The sequence below is a fragment of the Streptomonospora sp. PA3 genome, from assembly GCF_009728995.1.
In the GTDB taxonomy this organism is placed as follows: domain Bacteria; phylum Actinomycetota; class Actinomycetes; order Streptosporangiales; family Streptosporangiaceae; genus Streptomonospora.
The window spans coordinates 194655-214295 of the sequence record NZ_VTZW01000008.1 but is presented as its reverse complement, the minus strand read 5'-3'; the positions used below and the strand labels follow the sequence as shown (position 1 = coordinate 214295).

Below are 19641 nucleotides of genomic sequence, written 5' to 3'. Positions count from 1 at the left end.
CCGATCGACATCCTTTAACGGCCTGTCCTGTGAGGCAGGGAAGGGGGTCACTACTGTGTGTGCGCAATCGCGCGCCGAACGTGATTCGGATGCGCCGGGCGGCTCCGCCGCCGAACGCGTCCCCGAGCCCGCGCGGACGGTCCTGGACGGTCCCGAGATGCAGCGGGCGCTCACCCGCATCGCCCACGAGGTCCTGGAGCGCACCAAGGGCGGCGCCGACGTCACCCTGCTGGGCATCCCCTCCCGCGGCGTACCGCTGGCCGCGCGCCTGGCCGAGCGCATCGAGCGCGTCGAGGGCCGCACCGTCCCCCAGGGCTCACTCGACATCACCATGTACCGCGACGACCTGCGGCTGGCCCCGGCCCGCGCCCTGGGGCGCACCGAGATCCCGCCCGAGGGGGTCGACGGCCGCCTCGTCGTCCTCGTCGACGACGTGCTCTTCTCCGGCCGCACGGTGCGCGCCGCGCTCGACGCCCTCAACGACATCGGCCGCCCCCGCGCGGTGCAGCTGGCCATCCTCGTCGACCGCGGCCACCGCGAGCTGCCGATCCGGGCCGACTACGTGGGCAAGAACCTGCCCACCTCCCTGCGCGAGACCGTCACCGTGCAGCTGAGCGAGTACGACGGCACCGACGCCGTCCTGCTCGGCCCGGCCAAGCCGCGCGCCGGCGCGGAGAGCCCCGCGGCGGAGGAGGCCTGATGCGCCACCTGCTCTCCGCCGGCGACCTCACCCGCGACGAGGCCCTGCTGGTGCTCGACACCGCCGCCGAGCTCGCCCAGGTCAGCGGCCGCTCGGTGAAGAAGCTGCCCACCCTGCGCGGCCGCACCGTGGTCAACCTCTTCTACGAGGACTCCACCCGTACGCGCACCTCCTTCGAACTCGCCGCCAAGCGCCTCTCGGCCGACGTCGTCAACTTCTCCGCCAAGGGCTCCAGCGTGTCCAAGGGCGAGAGCCTCAAGGACACCGCGCTGACGCTGCAGGCCATGGGTGCCGACGGCGTGGTCGTGCGCCACAGCGCCTCGGGGGCCGCCCACCGGCTCGCCGAGTGGGTCGACGGCTCGGTGCTCAACGCCGGCGACGGCACCCACGAGCACCCCACGCAGGCGCTGCTGGACGTCTACACCATGCGCGAGCGCCTGGGCCGGCTCGACGGCCTGCGCGTGGCCATCGTGGGCGACGTGCTGCACAGCCGGGTCGCCAGGTCCAACGTGCTGCTGCTGCACACCCTGGGGGCCGAGGTCACCCTGGTCGCGCCGCCGACCCTGGTCCCGGTCTCGGTGCACACCTGGCCCTGCTCGGTCTCCTACGACCTCGACGCCGTGCTGCCCAAGAGCGACGTGGTCATGCTGCTGCGGGTGCAGGCCGAGCGCATGCACGACGCGTTCTTTCCCACCGCGCGCGAGTACAGCCGCCGCTACGGGCTCGACGGCGAGCGCTTCGCGCGGATGCAGGACGACGCCATCGTCATGCACCCCGGGCCCATGGTCCGCGGCATGGAGATCTCCGCCGAGGTCGCCGACTCCGCCCGCAGCACCGTCAACGAGCAGGTCGCCAACGGCGTCAGCGTGCGCATGGCGGTGCTCTACCTGCTCCTGGGCGGCTCCTAGCCGCGGCTCGGCCCCCGACCCGCCGGGGGCGCCGCCGCACCGCCGCGCCGCACCGCAACGACTGACACAGAAGCGATGACAGACATGACCCACAGCAGCGCCGCCTACCTGATCCGCGGCGCCCGCATCGCCGGGGGAGACCCGGCCGACATCCTCATCCGCGACGGCGCGATCGCCGAGATCGGCACCGGGCTCGGCGCCGCCGGCGCCGCCGTGGTCGAGGCCGACGGGCTCATCGCCCTGCCCGGCCTGGTCGACCTGCACACCCACCTGCGCGAACCCGGCCGCGAGGACGCCGAGACCGTCGCCAGCGGCACCCGCGCCGCGGCCGCCGGCGGCTACACCGCCGTGCACGCCATGGCCAACACCGACCCCGTCGCCGACACCGCCGGCGTCGTCGAGCAGGTCTGGCGGCTGGGGCGCGAGTCGGGCCGCTGCGACGTCCAACCCGTCGGCGCGGTCACCCGCGACCTGGCAGGCGCCCAACTGGCGGAACTGGGCGCCATGGCCGACTCCGCCGCCGGGGTGCGCGTCTTCTCCGACGACGGCCACTGCGTCTCCGACGCGCTGCTGATGCGCCGCGCCCTGGAGTACGTCAAGGCGTTCGACGGCGTGGTCGCCCAGCACGCCCAGGAGCCCCGGCTGACCGAGAACGCCCAGATGAACGAGGGCGTGGTCTCCGACCGCCTGGGCCTGGCCGGCTGGCCGGCCGTGGCCGAGGAGGCGGTCATCGCCCGCGACTGCCTGCTCACCGAGCACGTCGGCTCCCGGCTGCACGTCTGCCACGTCTCCACCAAGGGCTCGGTGCAGATCCTGCGCTGGGCCAAGAGCCGCGGCTGCGACGTCACCGCCGAGGTCACCCCGCACCACCTGCTGCTCACCGACGACCTCGCCGAGAGCTACGACCCGGTCTACAAGGTCAACCCGCCGCTGCGCACGGCCGAGGACGTGCAGGCGCTGCGCGAGGGCCTGGCCGACGGCACCATCGACTGCGTCGCCACCGACCACGCGCCCCACCCCGCCGAGGCCAAGGAGACCGAGTGGGCCACGGCCGCGATGGGCATGCTCGGACTGGAGACCGCGCTGTCGGTCGTCCAGCACACCATGGTCGACACCGGCCTGCTCGACTGGGCCGGACTGGCCCGGCGGATGTCGGCCGAACCGGCTCGCATCGGGCGCCTCGCAGGTCACGGGCGCCCGATCGCCCCCGGCGAGCCCGCCAACGTTACGCTGTACGACGCGGACACCGCCTCGGACATCGACCCGGCGGCCCTGGCCTCCAAGAGCGCGAACACCCCCTTCCGGGGCATGCGCCTGCCCGGCAGCATCCAGGCGACGTTCCTGCGCGGCGTCCCCACGGTCCTCGATGGGAAGATCCAGTGACTCCACAAGCACCGACCGGCGGCTCCGTACCCGCCGTCCTCGTCCTCGAAGACGGGCGCGCCTTCCACGGCAGGTCCTTCGGCGCCCAGGGCGAGACCCTCGGCGAGATCGTCTTCAACACCGGCATGACCGGCTACCAGGAGACCCTCACCGACCCCTCCTACCACCGCCAGATCGTCGTGATGACCGCCCCGCACATCGGCAACACCGGCGTCAACGACGACGACCCCGAATCCGGGCGGATCTGGGTCTCGGGCTACGTGGTGCGCGAGCCCGCCCGCATCTCCTCCAACTGGCGCTCCCAGCGCACCCTGGAGGAGGAGCTGGTGCGCCAGAACGTGGTGGGCATCGCGCTGGACGGCACCCGCGCCCTCACCCGCCACCTGCGCGACCGCGGGGCCATGCGCGCCGCCATCAGCACCGTCGAGACCGACCCCGAGCGGCTGCGCGAGCGGGTGCTGGCCAGCCCGCAGATGGCGGGCGCCGACCTGGCCGGCGAGGTCACCACCACAGAGCCCTACACCGTGCGCCCGCCCGAAGGGGTGCCCACCCGCTTCCGCGTCGCGGCGGTGGACCTGGGCATCAAGGCGATGACCCCCCAGCGCCTGGCCGAGCGCGGCTGCGAGGTCACCGTCCTGCCGGCCGGCGCCGGCGCCGAGGAGATCCTCGGCCTGCGCCCCGACGGCGTGTTCTTCAGCAACGGCCCCGGCGACCCGGCCACCGCCGACGCGCCGGTGGCCGCGATGCGCGCCGTGCTGGAGTCGCGCACGCCGCTGTTCGGCATCTGCTTCGGCAACCAGATCCTGGGCCGCGCGCTGGAGCTGGGCACCTTCAAGCTGCCGTTCGGCCACCGCGGGGTGAACCAGCCGGTCCAGGACGTGCACACCGGGCGGGTCTACATCACCAGCCACAACCACGGCTTCGCCGTCGACGCGCCCACCGGCGGCCCCTTCGAGACCCCCTTCGGCCGCGCCGAGGTCAGCCACGTCGACCTCAACGACGGCGTGGTCGAGGGCCTGCGGCTGCTCGACCGGCCCGCCTTCAGCGTCCAGTACCACCCCGAGGCCGCCGCCGGCCCGCACGACGCCGCCGAGCACTTCGACGCCTTCTGCGACCTCATGGCCGCCTCCACCGATCCGTCCAGCAGCTCCGGCCGGCCGGCCGAGCCCGCACAGTCGTAAGCCAGGGGACCACACATGCCGCGCCGTAATGACCTGAAGTCCGTCCTCGTGGTCGGCTCGGGGCCGATCGTGATCGGGCAGGCCGCGGAGTTCGACTACTCCGGCACCCAGGCCTGCCGCGTGCTCAAGGCCGAGGGCCTGCGCGTCATCCTGGTGAACTCCAACCCGGCCACGATCATGACCGATCCCGAGATCGCCGACGCCACCTACGTCGAGCCGATCACCGCGGAGATGGTCGAGAAGATCATCGCCAAGGAGCGCCCGGACGCGCTGCTGCCGACCCTGGGCGGCCAGACCGCGCTCAACACCGCCGTCGCGCTGCACGACTCCGGCGTGCTGGCCAAGTACAACGTCGAGCTGATCGGCGCCAACGTCGAGGCCATCCAGTCGGGCGAGGACCGCGAGACCTTCAAGGGCATCGTCGAGCGCATCGGCGGGGAGTCCGCCCGCTCGCGCATCTGCCACACCCTCCAGGAGTGCCTGGACGCCGCCGAGGAGCTGAACTACCCGGTGGTGGTCCGCCCCTCCTTCACCATGGGCGGGTCCGGCTCGGGCTTCGCCCACGACGAGAAGGAGCTGCGCCGCATCGCCGGCCAGGGGCTCGCGCTTTCGCCCGTCACCGAGGTCCTGCTTGAGGAGTCCATCCTCGGCTGGAAGGAGTACGAGCTGGAGCTGATGCGCGACGGCAACGACAACGTGGTCGTCGTCTGCTCCATCGAGAACTTCGACCCGATGGGCGTGCACACCGGCGACTCGATCACCGTGGCCCCGGCCATGACGCTGACCGACCGCGAATACCAGCACATGCGCGACCTCGGCATCGCGGTCATCCGCGAGGTCGGCGTCGACACCGGCGGCTGCAACATCCAGTTCGCCGTGCACCCCGGCACCGGGCGCATCATCGTCATCGAGATGAACCCGCGCGTCTCGCGCTCCTCGGCGCTGGCCTCCAAGGCCACCGGGTTCCCCATCGCCAAGATCGCCGCCAAGCTGGCCGTGGGCTACACCCTCGACGAGATCCCCAACGACATCACCGCAGAGACCCCGGCCAGCTTCGAGCCGAGCCTGGACTACGTCGTGGTCAAGGTGCCCCGGTTCGCCTTCGAGAAGTTCCCCGGCGCCGACCCGGCCCTGACCACCACGATGAAGTCGGTCGGCGAGGCCATGGCCATCGGCCGCTCCTTCCCCGAGGCGCTGCAGAAGGCCATGCGGTCGGTGGAGAAGAACGGCGTCGGCCTCACCTGGGCGGGCGAGCCCGGCGACGCCGCCGAGCTGCTGCAGGCCGTGCGGACCCCCGGCGAGCTGCGGCTGCGCCGCATCCAGCAGGCCCTGCGCGCCGGCGCCTCCGTCACCGAGCTCCACGAGGCCACCGGCATCGACCCCTGGTTCCTGGACCAGATGCTGCTGCTGGAGGAGACCGCCCGCGACCTCGCGCAGGGCCGGCTGGACACCCGGCGGCTGCGCGGCGCCAAGCGCCTGGGCTTCTCCGACGCCCAGATCGGCGAGATCACCGGCAAGACCGAGGAGGTGGTGCGCGAACTGCGCTATGCGCTGGGCATCCACCCGGTCTACCTGACCGTCGACACCTGCGCCGCGGAGTTCGCCGCCAAGACGCCCTACCTCTACTCCAGCTACGACGAGGAGACCGAGGTCCCCCCGGGCGAGCGCCCCAAGGTGATCATCCTGGGCTCGGGTCCCAACCGCATCGGCCAGGGCGTGGAGTTCGACTACAGCTGCGTGCACGCCGCCTTCGCCCTGTCGGAGGCCGGCTACGAGACGGTCATGGTCAACTGCAACCCCGAGACCGTCTCCACCGACTACGACACCAGCGACCGCCTCTACTTCGAGCCGCTCACCCTGGAGGACGTGCTGGAGGTGGTGCGCGCCGAGCGCGCCACCGGCGAGCTGGTGGGGGTGGTCGTCCAGCTCGGCGGGCAGACCCCGCTGGGCCTGGCGCGCGGCCTCAAGGAGGCCGGTGTGCCCATCGTCGGCACCAGCCCCGAGGCCATCGACCTGGCCGAGGACCGCGGCGAGTTCGGCAAGGTGCTGGCCGACGCGGGCCTGCCCGCGCCCAAGCACGGCACCGCCCACTCCTTCGCCGGCGCCCGCGAGGTCGCCGCCGAGATCGGCTACCCGGTGATGGTGCGGCCCTCCTACGTGCTGGGCGGGCGCGGCATGGAGATCGTCTACGACGAGCGCATGCTGGCCGACTACATCGAGCGCAACGCCGAGGTCAGCCCCGACTACCCCGTGCTGATCGACCGGTTCCTCGACGACGCCATCGAGATCGACGTCGACGCCATCTACGACGGCACCGACCTCTACCTCGGCGGCATCATGGAGCACATCGAGGAGGCCGGCATCCACTCCGGCGACTCCGCCTGCGCGCTGCCGGCGGTGACGCTGGGCAAGGAGGACTTCGAGCGCATCCGCTACTCCACCGAGGCCATCGCCCGCGGCACGGGCGTGCGCGGGCTGCTCAATGTGCAGTACGCCCTGGCCTCGGGGGTGCTGTACGTGCTGGAGGCCAATCCGCGCGCCTCGCGCACCGCGCCCTTCGTCTCCAAGGCGACCGCGGTGCCGCTGGCCAAGGCCGCCGCGCGGGTGATGCTGGGCGCGAGCGTGCGCGAACTGCGGGCCGAGGGGCTGCTGCCCGCCGAGGGCGACGGCGGCACCCTGCCCATGGACGCCCCCGTGTCGGTCAAGGAGGCGGTGCTGCCCTTCAACCGGTTCATCGACCGCCAGGGCGAGGGCGTGGACACCGTGCTGGGCCCGGAGATGCGCTCCACCGGCGAGGTGATGGGCCTGGACGCCGACTTCGGCGCCGCCTACGCCAAGTCGCAGCTGGCCGCCTACGGGTCGCTGCCGACCTCGGGCTCGGTGTTCGTCTCGGTGGCCAACCGCGACAAGCGCAACCTCGTCTTCCCGGTCAAGCGGCTGGCCGACCTGGGCTTCGAGATCCTGGCGACCGAGGGGACCGCCGGAGTGCTGCGGCGCCACGGCGTGGCCGCCCGGGTGGTGCGCAAGCACAGCGAAGGTCCCGGACCGGCCGGTGAACCCACTATCGTGCAACTCATCCACCGCGGCGATGTGGACCTCATCGTCAACACGCCCTTCGGCAGCGCCGGCCAGTCCGGTCCGCGGCTGGACGGCTACGAGATCCGCACCGCGGCGGTCGTGCGGGCCGTGCCCAGCGTGACCACCGTGCAGGGGTTGGCAGCGGCCGTACAGGGCATCGAGGCCCTGGTACGCGGCGACATCGGCGTGCGCTCCCTGCAGGAGCACGCCGCCGCCCTGCGCGGGGAGGCCGGCTAGAGCGCCCGCGCGGGGGCGCCGGGGCGGCTGGAGGAGGCGGCCGCCGGCAGGGGCGGCCGGTAGGGGGCCGGGCGCGGGGCACCAGGCCGCGCCGCCGAGCGGATCGAGGCAGGTCAGCGCGATGAGTGAGAACGGGCCGGTGCAGACACGCAGCCCCGTGCTGACCGTGCGCCGGGTCGACGCCTACCACGCCATCACGGTCGTGGCGCCGCAGATCGCCGAGCGGTTCCGCTCGGGGCAGTTCCTGTCTGTGGGAGTGGGCGGCGAGCACTCCAGCATGCTGCTTCGCCGCCCCTTCGCCATCCACGACGTCAAACCCGACTACGGCGGCACCGTGGAGTTCCTCTTCGCGGTGCGCGGAGCCGGCACCGCGTGGCTGGCCGAGCGGCGCTCGCGCGACCTCATCGACATCGTGGGGCCGCTGGGCCGCCCCTTCCCGCTGCCGCGCGACCCCGTCAACTGCGTCCTGGTCGGCGGGGGATCGGGCGCGGCCCCGCTGTTCCCGCTGGCCCACGCGCTGCGGCGGCGGGGCTGCCGGGTCGACTTCGTGCTGGGGGCGGCCTCGGCCGACCGCGTCTTCAGCGCCATCAGCGCCCGCCGCATCGCCGAGACGGCGACCTTCACCACCGACGACGGCTCCTTCGGGGTGCGCGGGCGCGTCACCGACGCGCTGGAGCGTGTCGTCGCCGACGCGCGCTCGGACGTTGTCTACGCCTGCGGACCCATGCCGATGCTGGGCCGGGTCGCCGCCGCGGCCGCGCGCATGGACATCCCCGTGCAGGTCGCGGTGGAGGAGGACATGGCCTGCGGCACCGGCCTGTGCATGAGCTGCGTCGTCCCGGTGGTCGGCGAGGACGGCATCACCCGCATGGCGCGCGCCTGCCTGGACGGGCCGGTCTTCCGCGGCGAGCGGGTCCGCTTCGACGATGTGGGCACCATCCCCTTCGACGCGCTGGGGGCGCCCGGCTGGAAGGCCCGCGCCGACGAGCAGGGCGCCACCGGAGCCGCCGACAGGGAGGCCGGGTGCGCGTGACTTGCGACCTGCGCACCCGCCTGGGCGGGCTGGAACTGGCCAACCCCGTGGTGGCGGCGGCCGGCTGCGCCGGAACCGGGCGGGAGCTGGCCCGCTTCTACGACATCGCGCGGCTGGGCGCCGTGGCGACCAAGTCGGTGATGCTCCAGCCGCGAGCCGGGCGGCCGGCGCCGCGCATGGCCGAGAGCCCATCGGGCATGGTCAGCGCCGTCGGGCTGCAGGGGCCGGGGGTCGAGGTGTTCGTCCAGCGCGACCTGCCCTGGCTGCAGTCGCGCGGGGGGACGACCGTGGTGTCGGTGGCCGGGTCGAGCGCCGAGGAGTACGCGGAGGTGGCCCGGCGGCTGCCCGCCGCGGCGGGGGTGGCGATGATCGAACTCAACCTCTCGTGCGTCGACTCCGCGGGGCGGGGCAGCCACTTCGTCGACGACGCGGGAGAGGCCGCGCGGGTCGTGCGGGCGGTGCGCGGCGCCGCCGACCCGGACGTGCCCGTCTTCGCCAAGCTGGCGGCCGACGTGCCCGACCCGGTCGCACTGGCCGGCGCGTGCGTGGAGGCCGGCGCCGACGGGCTGTCCATGGTGAACTGCCTGCGTGGCATGGCCATCGACCCGGCCACGCTGCGGCCCGCCCTGGCCGGCGGCATGGGCGGCGTGTCCGGGCCGGCGATCCGCCCGATCGCGGTGGGCTGCGTATACCGGACCCACGCGGCGCTGCCGGAGGTGCCCATCATCGGGATGGGCGGGGTGGGCACCGGCGCCGACGCGCTGGAGTTCATCGCCGCGGGCGCCTCGGCGGTGGCGGTGGGCACGGTGAACTTCGCCGACCCCTCGGCGTGCGTGCGCATCCTGCGCGAGCTGGAGGAACTGCTGGAGGAGCGCGGAGTGGACCGGATCACCGACGTGGTCGGCGCCGCCCACCGGCCGATGGGGGCTGTGCAGGGACGATGACGCCAGAAGCGCTCAGATCGCCGTCAGGGGCCCGGAGTCGCTGGGGTAGGTCTGCCCTACCCTCGGGGGCGGAAAGCGGCGCTGGGGGCGTCTCAGTGGCGCCGACGTGCCCGCCCGTCACCCACCACCACCCCAACGGAGGCGCTTCGCGTCGCGTGTTCTCCCCGTGTCACCCACCACCACCCCAACGGAGGCGCTTCGCGCCGCGTGCTTTGCCATTTCACTCGCCGGCCGCAACGGAGGTGCTCGGCGCAACGCTGTTCTGCACGCATGAACCGGCCGCATGGGGGAACCGCTCGGGACAGCGCATCCGCGCTGATCAGCCGAACGGCCCGCCCGCACCGTGCTGCGGCCGCGCGGGCCGCCGGCGGCCCGCCGCGCACCGCACACCGAGATCCGTCCTGCCCACCCCACTGAGCCGAAGGAGAACCACCGTGGCAGCGCCCATCGCCGTCGCCATCGACGCACCCGACATCGACACCGCCGCACGCTGGGCCTCCGAGGTCGCCCCCCACGTCAGCACGGTGAAGGTGGGGCTGGAGCTCTACCTGCGCTACGGCCCCGAGGTCGTGGGCACGCTGCGCGGCGGGAACAAGACCTCGGTCTTCCTCGACCTGAAGCTCCACGACATCCCGGCCACCGTGGCCGGCGCCGCGCGCAGCCTCGCGCGGTTCAAGCCCTCGATCCTGACCGTGCACGCGGCCGGGGGCCGCGAGATGATCTCCGCGGCGGTCGAGGCGGCTCCCCAGACCACCATCGCCGCTGTGACGATCCTGACATCGCTGGACGACGCCGCCCTGGCCGACATCGGCATCAGCGGGCCCTCGGGCGACGCCGCGCGGCGCCTGGCGGTGCTGGCGGTGGAGTCGGGCGCCCGCGCGCTGGTGTGCTCGCCGCACGAGGTGGCCTCGCTGCGCGCGGAGGTCGGCCCCGACGTGACCCTGATCACGCCGGGCGTGCGGCCGCTGGGCGCCGACCACGGCGACCAGGCGCGTGTGGCCACGCCCGAGGCCGCCTACGAGGCGGGGGCCGACCTGCTCGTCATCGGGCGGCCGATCACCCGGGCCCCCGATCCCGGTGCCGCCGCCGCGTCGATCGCGGCCGCGCTGCGGCGGGTGCAGGCCGCCTCGGCGTGAGCCGCGGGCCCCGGTGACCCCGAAAATGACCGATTGCGGCCACTTCGTCACCCGAGAAAGTTCGTGACCGAAACCCGCCGGACGCCGCACCGCCGTGACCTGCGCGGTCCGGGTGGGCGTCCGGTGGCGGTAGCGTCGCACCGGTCGTCAACCGGGCCGAAAGTCCTGATTTTCATGCCTCTTCGCAGTCGATCAATTACGAAGAGTAATTACTTTGACGAAATGGCGTTTGAAAGGCCACTTTGCGTTGCCGAACAGGGTCGGAACCTACTAACTTGCGCAGGCGTCCGCCCTCTACAAACGAGAGAAAACCGAGGTGACCCGGCGTGGCCCTTCCTCCCCTCACACCCGAACAGCGCGCCGCGGCTCTGGAGAAAGCCGCGAAGGCCAGAAAAGAGCGCGCAGAAGTCAAGAACCGCCTCAAGCACGGCGGCGTGTCGCTGTCCGAGGTTCTCGCCGACGGACAGACCGACGACGTCATCGGCAAGATGAAGGTCTCGGCTCTGCTCGAATCCCTCCCGGGCGTCGGCAAAGTCCGCGCCAAGCAGATCATGGAGCGGCTGAACATCGCCGAGTCCCGCCGCGTCCGAGGGCTGGGCGCCAACCAGCGCTCGGCGCTGGAGCGCGAATTCGGCGGAGCCGAGTAGCGCTCGAAGGCGGATGTGCCGTTTTTCACGACGGCTTGGGGCCGCCCTGCGGTAGCGGGTCGGCCTGAGCGCGACCGCCGGTGCCGCACCGCCCGCAGCCCCGCGGGCGGCGGCGCCGGCGGCGCGCCGAACCTCCGCAGTCCGCTCTGCCGGCTCGGCCGCCGGGCCCGGTAGCGCAGCGGCCGGTTCCGGCTCGGCACGGTGGTATAAAAGACCAATCGCCACCGGCGCAGGCGGGCGGCGCCCGGTCCGCACACGGCATGCGCAGGGCGCTCGGCGCGGTGAGCCGGCGGCGACAGTGCCCGACCCGCTCCCCGCCGCGAGCCGCCGCCGTCCGCGCCGCGGCCCGGCCTCCCCGTCCGAGAGTTAGATCCGCCCGTGTCCAACGACTCCGCCTCCGCCGAAGGAGGCCGGCGCTGCGGCCCCGCTCAGCGGCTCACCGTCCTGTCCGGACCCTCCGGGGTGGGCAAGAGCACCGTGGTCCGGGAGATCCGGGCGCTGCACCCCGAGGTGTGGCTCTCGGTGTCGGCGACCACCCGCGCCCCCCGGCCGGGCGAGACCGACGGGGTGGAGTATCACTTCACCGACGACTCCGGCTTCGACCGGATGATCGAGCGCGGCGAGCTGCTGGAGTGGGCCCGGTTCGCCGGCAACCGCTACGGCACGCCCCGCGCTCCCGTCGAGGAGCGCCTGCGCAGCGGCCGGCCGGTGCTGCTGGAGATCGACCTGCAGGGCGCCCGCCAGGTGCGCGAGACCATGCCCGAGGCGCTGCAGGTCTTCCTCGCCCCGCCCTCGTGGGAGGAACTGGTGCGCCGGCTTACCGGGCGCGGCACCGAGCCCGCCGAGGTCGTCCAGCGCCGCCTGGACGCCGCCCGCGTCGAGCTGGCGGCGGAGAAGGAGTTCGACACCACCCTCGTCAACACCTCGGTGCGCGAGGTGCGCGAAGAACTGCTCAAGCTCATCGGGATCGCCGGCGGCGGCCCGGGCGGGACCTGCTCCCCGGCCCCGTAGCTGCCACCGCGGCCCGAACCGCCCCGCGCGGCGGCCGGAGCGGCGTCCGCAGTCGACTATCCTGGCAGCCGAGAACGATTCCGCAGGTCCCGCAGGGACCGTCCGACCCTCCAGGGGGACGCACGTGGCAGGCACCGAGCCCGTCGCCGAAGGCATCACCAACCCGCCGATCGACGACCTCCTCGAATGCGTCGACAGCAAGTACAGCCTGGTGACCATGAGCGCCAAGCGCGCCCGCCAGATCAACGCCTACTACGCCCAGCTCGGCGAGGGCCTGCTGGAGTACGTGGGCCCGCTGGTCGAGACCCAGGTCCAGGAGAAGGCCCTGTCCATCGCCCTGCGCGAGGTCAAGGGCGGACTGCTCACCGCCGAGCCCTACGAGGGCGCCTGACCCGAACCCGGGGCGTGTTCCGCCGCCGGCCGCCCGCTGCGCGGCGGCCCGCGGAACGCGGCCCGGCCGGGGCGGCGTGCGGGCACCGCGGCCGCATCTGCTGAGATCATCCCGTGAACACCGACAGCCGGCCCGAGATCGTCCTCGGCGTCGGGGCAGGGATCGCCGCCTACAAGGTGTGCGAGCTGCTCCGCCGCCTCACCGAGTCCGGGCACAGCGTCCAAGTCGTCCCCACCGCCGATGCGCTGCGGTTCGTAGGCGAGCCCACCTGGGCCGCGCTCTCCGGCCGCCCGGTCGCCACCGGGGTCTGGGACTCCGTCCACGAGGTCCCGCACGTGCGCATCGGCCGGCGCGCCGATCTCGTCCTCGTCGCCCCGGCGACCGCCGACCTGCTGGCCAAGGCCGCAGGGGGCCTCGCCGACGACCTGCTCACCAACACACTGCTCACCGCGCGCTGCCCCGTCGTCTTCGCGCCGGCGATGCACACCGAGATGTGGGAGCACCCGGCCACCCGCGCCAACGTCGCCACGCTGCGCTCGCGCGGCGCCGTCGTCATCGACCCGGCCGTGGGGCGGCTCACCGGCGCCGACACCGGCCCCGGGCGGCTGCCCGAGCCCGGCGACATCCTCGCCGCGGCCCGCCGCGTCCTGGCCCGCGGGAGCCTGCCCGCCGACCTGGCCGGACGCCGCATCCTCATCACCGCCGGCGGCACCCGCGAGCCGATCGACCCGGTGCGCTTCATCGGCAACCGCTCCTCGGGCCGCCAGGGCTACGCGCTCGCCGCCACCGCTCTGGCCCGCGGTGCGCAGGTGAGCCTCGTCTCCGCCAACGTCGCGCTGCCCGCGCCCGCCGGTGCCGACCTCGTGCGTGTCGAGTCGGCCCGCGAGCTGCGCGAAGCCGTCCTCGCCCGCACCGCCCAGGCCGACGCCGTCGTCATGGCCGCGGCCGTCGCCGACTTCCGGCCGGCCGAAACCGCGACCGGAAAGATCAAGAAGACGGGGGAGGGCCCGGCGCCCGTCGAGCTGGTCGAGAACCCCGACGTCCTGCTGGAGATCTCCACCCGGCGCGCCCGCCCCGACCAGGTCGTCGTCGGCTTCGCCGCCGAGACCGACGACGTGCTGGAGCACGGCCGCGCCAAGCTCCGGCGCAAGGGCTGCGACCTGCTGGTGGTCAACCAGGTCGGCCCCGACCGGGCGTTCGGCACCGAGGACAACCAGGCGGTGATCCTCGGCGCCGACGGGTCGGCCGCCGACATCCCCAACGGGCCCAAGGAGGATCTGGCCGACCGCGTCTGGGACCTCGTGGCGCAGCGGCTCGGCCCCGCCGGAACGGCACCGTAGCGACCCCCGCCGCGGCGATCACCCTGCGTGTTCGCCGATGCCGCGGGCGCGCGCTCGGCGGTTCGGCGCCCGCGGCGGCCGTGTTGCGTGTCTAGCGCTCCGTTTCGCTCTACGCTACGGAAATTCCCAGCACATAGGCATGATCGGGGCGGTATCGGAAATTCGGCTGTGTCGTGTGTCACAGTCCGCGGGTTGCCGCCTGAGTAGGCATTCCGCGGCGACGCGCCGACGCCGCGCCGCCTTGATGGCCGCCGAGACGCGGCCGCTGCGGCGAGGCCGCCCGAGCGTGCCGGGCGCCGCCCCACTACAGTGGTCTTCAGAAACCAACCGCGTCGGTCGGTTTCGCGGAGGAACCCCCCTTCCTCTCCGTGATGGCCGAGCCGAGCCGACAACTGTCAGCCAGCAGCCGCTGCAAGGAGTCACTCAACGTGTCCCGTCGCCTTTTCACCTCCGAGTCGGTCACCGAAGGCCACCCCGACAAGATGGCCGACCAGATCAGTGACGCGATCCTCGACGCGATGCTCAAGGACGACCCGGCCAGCCGGGTCGCCGCAGAGACCCTGATCACCACCGGACAGGTACACGTGGCCGGTGAGGTCACCACCAAGACCTACGTCGACATCCAAGACATCGTCCGCCAGAAGATTCTGGAAATCGGATACGACTCCTCCGCCAAGGGCTTCGACGGCCAGTCCTGCGGCGTTTCGGTCTCCATCGACGCCCAGTCCCCCGACATCGCCCAGGGCGTCGACACCGCCTACGAGGCCCGGGTCGAGAAGGAGGACGACGACCTCGACAAGCAGGGCGCGGGCGACCAGGGCCTGATGTTCGGCTACGCGAACAACGAGACCCCCGAGCTCATGCCGCTGCCGATCAAGCTCGCCCACGCGCTGGCCGAGCGCCTGTCGGAGGTCCGCCACAACGGGACGGTGCCCTACCTGCGCCCCGACGGCAAGACCCAGGTCACCGTGGAGTACGACGGCCAGACCCCGGTCCGCCTGGACACCGTCGTCGTCTCCAGCCAGCACGCTCCCGACATCGACATGGACGAGCTCCTGACTCCGGACATCAAGGAGCACGTCATCGCCCCGGTCGTCGCGAGCTACGGCCTTGAGGCCGACGACTACCGCCTCCTGGTCAACCCGACCGGCCGCTTCGAGATCGGCGGCCCGATGGGCGACGCCGGCCTGACCGGCCGCAAGATCATCGTCGACACCTACGGCGGCTACGCCCGCCACGGCGGCGGCGCCTTCTCCGGCAAGGACCCGTCCAAGGTCGACCGCTCGGCCGCCTACGCCACCCGGTGGGTCGCCAAGAACATCGTGGCCGCCGGCCTGGCCGACCGCGCCGAGGTCCAGGTCGCCTACGCGATCGGCAAGGCGCACCCGGTCGGTGTCTTCATCGAGACCTTCGGCACCGAGAAGGTCGCCCCCGAGGTCATCGAGAAGGCGGTCGACGAGGTCTTCGACCTGCGTCCGGCGGCGATCGTGCGCGACCTCGACCTGCTGCGCCCGATCTACTCCAGCACCGCGGCCTACGGCCACTTCGGCCGTCAGGACGCCAAGTTCACCTGGGAGCAGACCAACCGCGCCGCCGCGCTGAAGTCCGCCGCGGGGGCCTGACCCCCGATCCCGAGTCCGAGTGCTCCGATCCGGGGCACCCGGCACTGACGCACGCCCGGCCGCGGCCCCGCACGGGGTCGCGGCCGGGCGTTTTCGCGTGCGCGTTGCGCGGCCCGTGGACCACGGGTGGTCGACGGGCCGGGCGCTATCATGGTCGCGGGCGCGATGATGGCGAAACGTCGATAATTGCCGTATCCGGGCAGTCGCCCCGAGTAGTCTCCGATGGTCGGGCAGCCTCGCTAGCGTGAACGGGAAGAAGAAGGGAATGCCCGTGACTATGGAACTATGCGAGCGTCCGCACACGGTCGAAGTCGACCCGGTTCGCGTGATCGCTGAGCAGATGGTCGTTCCCGAGGGCTCAAAGGTGGAGATTCTCGGAGGACGCATCTACGTGAGTGCAGCGCCCATGCCGAAGCACGTTCTCATCGCCCATGAGATCATGGAGCAGTTGATGAAGCGGTTCTCCGGCACAGACCGCTGCGCGACGACGGCTGGCGCGGCCGTTGGAGTGGACATTAGAAAAGGGGACTTCGTGATCCCCGATGTCGTGCTTACAACCCGTAGCGCCCTCCGCGTGGATCGGCCGATGCTGCCCGTAGAGGATGTCGAATTCGTCGCCGAGGTGGTTTCCAAGGGGAGCATCGAGAAGGATGTCGAAATCCTCCCGACGCTGTACGCCGAGTGGGGGATGCCGATCTACTTGCTTGTCGACTCGCGAACGGGAGACATCATCCTGTACTCCGAACCTGTTGCCGGGGTCTATCGCCAGCAGGTTCCCTTCCACTTCGGGGATACCGTTGCGTTGCCTTCGCCACTGGCGGACATTCAGATCGAGACCGCGGAGTTTCCCCGTTACGCCAGTATTCGCGGCGTCTGACGGGTCCGTCGACCTCTAGCGGTCTGGAAGCCGGGGCGCCTCCAGGCCGCGTCCTCCTGCAAGGCCCGGATGCGGGTTCCCTCGGTGATCGGATCGTGGCATCATGTCGCCGGTCGGCTGTATGCGGTATGCGAACCAGTGTGCGCCACATGCACCGGCGACAGTGCCCATCCCCCCGGGCCGCGACGGCCCGAGGCCGTGCGAAGGGGAATCGCTTGTCCGCGTTGAGCGTGCTGGACCGGGAAAGATCCGTTGCTCCCCGCAGCTACAACCGCTGGCTGATCCCGCCGGCCGCGCTGGCGGTGCACCTGTCGATCGGGCAGGCCTATGCCACCAGCGTCTACAAGAACTCGCTGGTTCAGCACTTCGACGCCAGCCAGACCCAGATCGGCATCATCTTCTCCATCGCCATCGTCATGCTGGGCCTGTCCGCGGCGCTGGGCGGTACGTGGGTCGAGCGCAACGGGCCCCGCAAGGCCATGCTGGTCGCCGCGGTGTTCTGGAGCGGCGGGTTCCTCGTCGGCGCGCTGGGTATCGCCACCTCGCAGCTGTGGCTGCTCTACCTGGGCTACGGCTTCCTCGGCGGCATCGGCCTGGGCATCGGCTACATCTCGCCCGTCTCCACGCTCATGAAGTGGTTCCCCGACCGCCCCGGGCTGGCCACGGGGATGGCGATCATGGGCTTCGGCGGGGGAGCGCTCGTCGCCTCGCCGGTGTCCAACCAGCTCATGGCGCTCTACGACCCCGCCTACGACTCCACGGTCCCCGGCTCGGTGGCCTCCGGCGGCGCGCTGGTCGGGCTGTTCGCCACCCTGGGGCTGGGCTACCTCGCCCTGATGATGATGGGGGTGCTGCTCATCCGCGTGCCCCCGCCCGGCTGGCGGCCCGCAGGCTACGACCCCGCCGCCGACGACCGCGCGCCCGTGGCCGGGTCGGAGGGCGTCTCGGCCGACAACGCGCTGCGCACCCCGCAGTTCTGGTTGCTGTGGACGGTGCTGTTCACCAACGTCACCGCCGGTATCGGCATCCTGGAGCACGCCAGCCCCCTGCTGCAGGACTTCTTCCGCGACGCGTCGGGCACCTCGGCCGTCACCGCCGCGGCGGCCGGAGGCTTCGTCGGGGTGCTGTCCCTGTTCAACATGGCCGGCCGGTTCGTGTGGTCCTCGACCTCCGACATCGTGGGGCGCAAGCCCATCTACAGCTTCTACCTGGGCGTCGGGGCGATCCTCTACATCCTGATGGCGACCGTCGGCGGCACCTCCACCGTCGTCTTCGTCGCCACGGCCGGCATCATCATCTCCTTCTACGGCGGCGGGTTCGCGACCGTGCCCGCCTATCTGCGCGACCTCTTCGGCACCTACGAGGTCGGGGCGATCCACGGCCGGCTGCTCACCGCGTGGTCGGCCGCGGGCATCGCCGGGCCGCTGATCATCAACGCCTTCCTCGACGCCCAGGGCGAGCCGGGCACCCTGACCCGCGACGCCTACCAGGCGCCGCTGTTCACCATGGTGGGGCTGCTGGCCGTGGGTTTTGCAGCCAACCTGCTGATCCGGCCGGTTGCCGCGCGCTTCTACGAACCCGCCGGCAAGGAGCCAGCCGCGGCGCCGGCGGGGGCCCCGGCGCAGGACACGCCGGCCTCCCCGGTGTCCGCCCCGGCGCCGGCCGAGCCCGCCTCCGCGCCGGCTGCCAAGAGCACCGGCCCGCTCCTGGTGGTGTCCTGGGCGATCGTCGCCGTGCTGCTGGGCTATGCGCTCATCAGCGTCACCGCCACCGCCTCGCGCCTGTTCACCGGCTAGCGGCCGGCAGTCGGCCGCATCCCCTGCGCCTTGCGCTCGCGCTCGGGGATGCGGTCCAGCACCGCCTTCTGCACGGCCTCCAGCGGTCCGCGGCCGAACCGGCGCAGCCACAGCACCGATCCGGCGAGCAGGACCAGGCAGATGCCCGCCCACAGCCCGATCACCCACCACGGCCCCGAGCCCGCCAGGCGCGACGCCAGTCCCAGCCCGAACCCGTAGCACAGGAGCATCGCGAGAACGTTCTGCAGCACGTAGCCCGACATCGCGGTCCGGCCCAGGCACGCCAGCGGTCCGGCGACCGGGCCGGGAGTGTCCGGGCCGCCGAACCGGTCCAGCAGCGTGCCGATCAGCCCCACCAGGCCCAGCGCGACGACCGGTGCGGCGACGTAGCGGTCGACGAGGACGAACGCGTCGCCGGCCAGTGTCGTGGCGACGTTGAGCGGGACGCCCGCGCCCAGGCCCCATGCCAGCAGCCGTAGGCGCAGTGCCGCGCCCGCGGCGCCGGGATCGAACGCGCCGGCCCGCAGCAGCCGCACACCCAGCAGAAACAGGAACACCATCAGCGCGAACGCGAGCACCGGCTCCATCCGCAGCACCGCCGCGTTCTGCAGCCGCTCCGCCACCTGTTCGGTGTAGCCGCCCTCGGCGTAGAGCCGGACGACCTCCGGAGAGGGCCCCGTCTCCGTGCCGCCCGGCAGCGCCGCAAGAGCCAGGGTCAGCAGCCCCATCACCGCGACGTGGAACGCGCCGGCGCACCACATCGCGGCCGCGCGGACGCGCCGGGACCGGGTCAGCAGCCAGGCGACCAGCAGCGAGGTCACGGCGTAGCCCATCAGCACGTCCCAGGCGAAGACCAGGACGAAGTGCGCGGCCCCTTCGGCGAACAGGAACAGCGCGCGCCACGTGTAGCGGCCGGGCCAGCGCCGCCGCCGACGGGCCGCGGAGCCGAACTGCACGGCGAGCCCGGCTCCGAACAGCAGAGCCAGCAGCGCGTAGAACTTGCCGTTGGCGGCGAAGCGCATCACCGCCTCGGCCGCGGCCCCGAGCGAGGGATCCGATACCGGCCCGGGCAGATCGGCGAACTGCGGCGATCCGCTGAGCAGGCCGAACTCGGCGCCGGGCGCGGCGAAGATCCAGATGTTGGTCGCCAGCGTGCCGAGGATGGCCGTGCCGCGCAGCACGTCCAGCAGCGGCAGCCGCGCCCGGGGCCCGTCCGGTGCCGGGGCGGCGCGCCCGGCCTCGGCGGCGGTGATGTTCATCGTCGAGTGCTCCGTTTCCAAGGCCGCGGATACGTCCGGGTGGGGGCGCGTGCCCCCGGACGCTCAGCCTGGCGAAACGGAGTCTCCGGCACATCCTG

16 protein-coding genes are annotated in these 19641 nt (G+C 72.6%); 15 read left to right on the top strand and 1 reads right to left on the bottom strand.

From position 1 onward, the window contains the following. Positions 1 to 55: 55 nt before the first annotated feature. The 15 genes from pyrR to FZ103_RS06765 all read left to right on the top strand — a co-directional run bounded on the left by pyrR (position 56) and on the right by FZ103_RS06765 (position 18284). Positions 56 to 700 carry a bifunctional pyr operon transcriptional regulator/uracil phosphoribosyltransferase PyrR gene (pyrR, locus tag FZ103_RS06835; protein ID WP_186355926.1) on the top strand — a complete coding sequence of 215 codons (645 nt, stop codon included), beginning with the start codon at positions 56 to 58 and terminating at the stop codon, positions 698 to 700. Next, a complete protein-coding gene (locus FZ103_RS06830) occupies positions 700 to 1608 on the top strand; it encodes an aspartate carbamoyltransferase catalytic subunit (RefSeq protein WP_155999702.1) in 909 nt (302 codons plus the stop codon). Before pyrR ends, FZ103_RS06830 begins: the two co-directional genes overlap by 1 nt. Before the next feature lie 84 nt (positions 1609 to 1692). Further along, positions 1693 to 2991, top strand: coding sequence for a dihydroorotase (locus FZ103_RS06825; RefSeq protein ID WP_156000048.1), 1299 nt, complete (start codon positions 1693 to 1695; stop codon positions 2989 to 2991). Continuing rightward, positions 2988 to 4172 (top strand): glutamine-hydrolyzing carbamoyl-phosphate synthase small subunit, encoded by a 1185-nt coding sequence (gene carA / locus FZ103_RS06820; RefSeq protein ID WP_186355925.1) that lies wholly within the window; start codon positions 2988 to 2990, stop codon positions 4170 to 4172. Before FZ103_RS06825 ends, carA begins: the two co-directional genes overlap by 4 nt. A 15-nt stretch (positions 4173 to 4187) precedes the next feature. Next, on the top strand, positions 4188 to 7487 hold the full coding sequence (carB, locus tag FZ103_RS06815) for a carbamoyl-phosphate synthase large subunit (RefSeq protein ID WP_155999700.1): 3300 nt from the start codon (positions 4188 to 4190) through the stop codon (positions 7485 to 7487). A 121-nt stretch (positions 7488 to 7608) separates the two neighbouring features. Then, the gene (locus FZ103_RS06810; protein WP_155999698.1) at positions 7609 to 8520 is read left to right on the top strand and encodes a dihydroorotate dehydrogenase electron transfer subunit; all 912 of its coding nucleotides are present in this window, start codon (positions 7609 to 7611) and stop codon (positions 8518 to 8520) included. After that, positions 8517 to 9464, top strand: coding sequence for a dihydroorotate dehydrogenase (locus tag FZ103_RS06805; protein WP_186356009.1), 948 nt, complete (start codon positions 8517 to 8519; stop codon positions 9462 to 9464). The genes FZ103_RS06810 and FZ103_RS06805 overlap by 4 nt, the downstream gene beginning before the upstream one ends. Positions 9465 to 9898: 434 nt before the next feature. Beyond that, positions 9899 to 10600, top strand: coding sequence for an orotidine-5'-phosphate decarboxylase (gene pyrF, locus FZ103_RS06800; RefSeq protein WP_186355924.1), 702 nt, complete (start codon positions 9899 to 9901; stop codon positions 10598 to 10600). A gap of 326 nt (positions 10601 to 10926) precedes the next feature. Beyond that, a complete protein-coding gene (gene mihF / locus FZ103_RS06795; protein WP_131098131.1) occupies positions 10927 to 11247 on the top strand; it encodes an integration host factor, actinobacterial type in 321 nt (106 codons plus the stop codon). Positions 11248 to 11625: 378 nt separating this feature from the next. Then, on the top strand, positions 11626 to 12258 hold the full coding sequence (gmk, locus tag FZ103_RS06790) for a guanylate kinase (RefSeq protein WP_186355923.1): 633 nt from the start codon (positions 11626 to 11628) through the stop codon (positions 12256 to 12258). Between the two features lie 124 nt (positions 12259 to 12382). Continuing rightward, a complete protein-coding gene (gene rpoZ / locus FZ103_RS06785; protein WP_186355922.1) occupies positions 12383 to 12649 on the top strand; it encodes a DNA-directed RNA polymerase subunit omega in 267 nt (88 codons plus the stop codon). Positions 12650 to 12762: 113 nt separating this feature from the next. Beyond that, a complete protein-coding gene (gene coaBC, locus FZ103_RS06780) occupies positions 12763 to 13989 on the top strand; it encodes a bifunctional phosphopantothenoylcysteine decarboxylase/phosphopantothenate--cysteine ligase CoaBC (RefSeq protein ID WP_343233416.1) in 1227 nt (408 codons plus the stop codon). Between the two features lie 428 nt (positions 13990 to 14417). Next, positions 14418 to 15611, top strand: a complete 1194-nt coding sequence (metK, locus tag FZ103_RS06775; protein ID WP_186355921.1) for a methionine adenosyltransferase — start codon at positions 14418 to 14420, stop codon at positions 15609 to 15611. Positions 15612 to 15855: 244 nt separating this feature from the next. Continuing rightward, the gene (locus tag FZ103_RS06770; protein ID WP_155999694.1) at positions 15856 to 16488 is read left to right on the top strand and encodes a Uma2 family endonuclease; all 633 of its coding nucleotides are present in this window, start codon (positions 15856 to 15858) and stop codon (positions 16486 to 16488) included. Between the two features lie 224 nt (positions 16489 to 16712). Then, positions 16713 to 18284, top strand: a complete 1572-nt coding sequence (locus FZ103_RS06765) for an OFA family MFS transporter (protein ID WP_255429823.1) — start codon at positions 16713 to 16715, stop codon at positions 18282 to 18284. Here the strand turns inward: FZ103_RS06765 and FZ103_RS06760 are convergent. Then, positions 18281 to 19543 (bottom strand): DUF418 domain-containing protein, encoded by a 1263-nt coding sequence (locus tag FZ103_RS06760; RefSeq protein ID WP_155999690.1) that lies wholly within the window; start codon positions 19541 to 19543, stop codon positions 18281 to 18283. The two genes, FZ103_RS06765 and FZ103_RS06760, sit on opposite strands and share 4 nt — an antisense overlap. Positions 19544 to 19641: the final 98 nt, after the last annotated feature.

Excerpts from the sequence above, each read along its gene's own strand:
- FZ103_RS06830 (WP_155999702.1), top strand. The coding sequence starts at position 700 with ATGCGCCACCTGCTCTCCGCCGGCGACCTCACCCGCGACGAGGCCCTG.
- FZ103_RS06825 (WP_156000048.1), top strand. The coding sequence starts at position 1,693 with ATGACCCACAGCAGCGCCGCCTACCTGATCCGCGGCGCCCGCATCGCC.
- carB (WP_155999700.1), top strand. The coding sequence starts at position 4,188 with ATGCCGCGCCGTAATGACCTGAAGTCCGTCCTCGTGGTCGGCTCGGGG.
- FZ103_RS06810 (WP_155999698.1), top strand. The coding sequence starts at position 7,609 with ATGAGTGAGAACGGGCCGGTGCAGACACGCAGCCCCGTGCTGACCGTG.
- FZ103_RS06760 (WP_155999690.1), bottom strand. The coding sequence starts at position 19,543 with ATGAACATCACCGCCGCCGAGGCCGGGCGCGCCGCCCCGGCACCGGAC.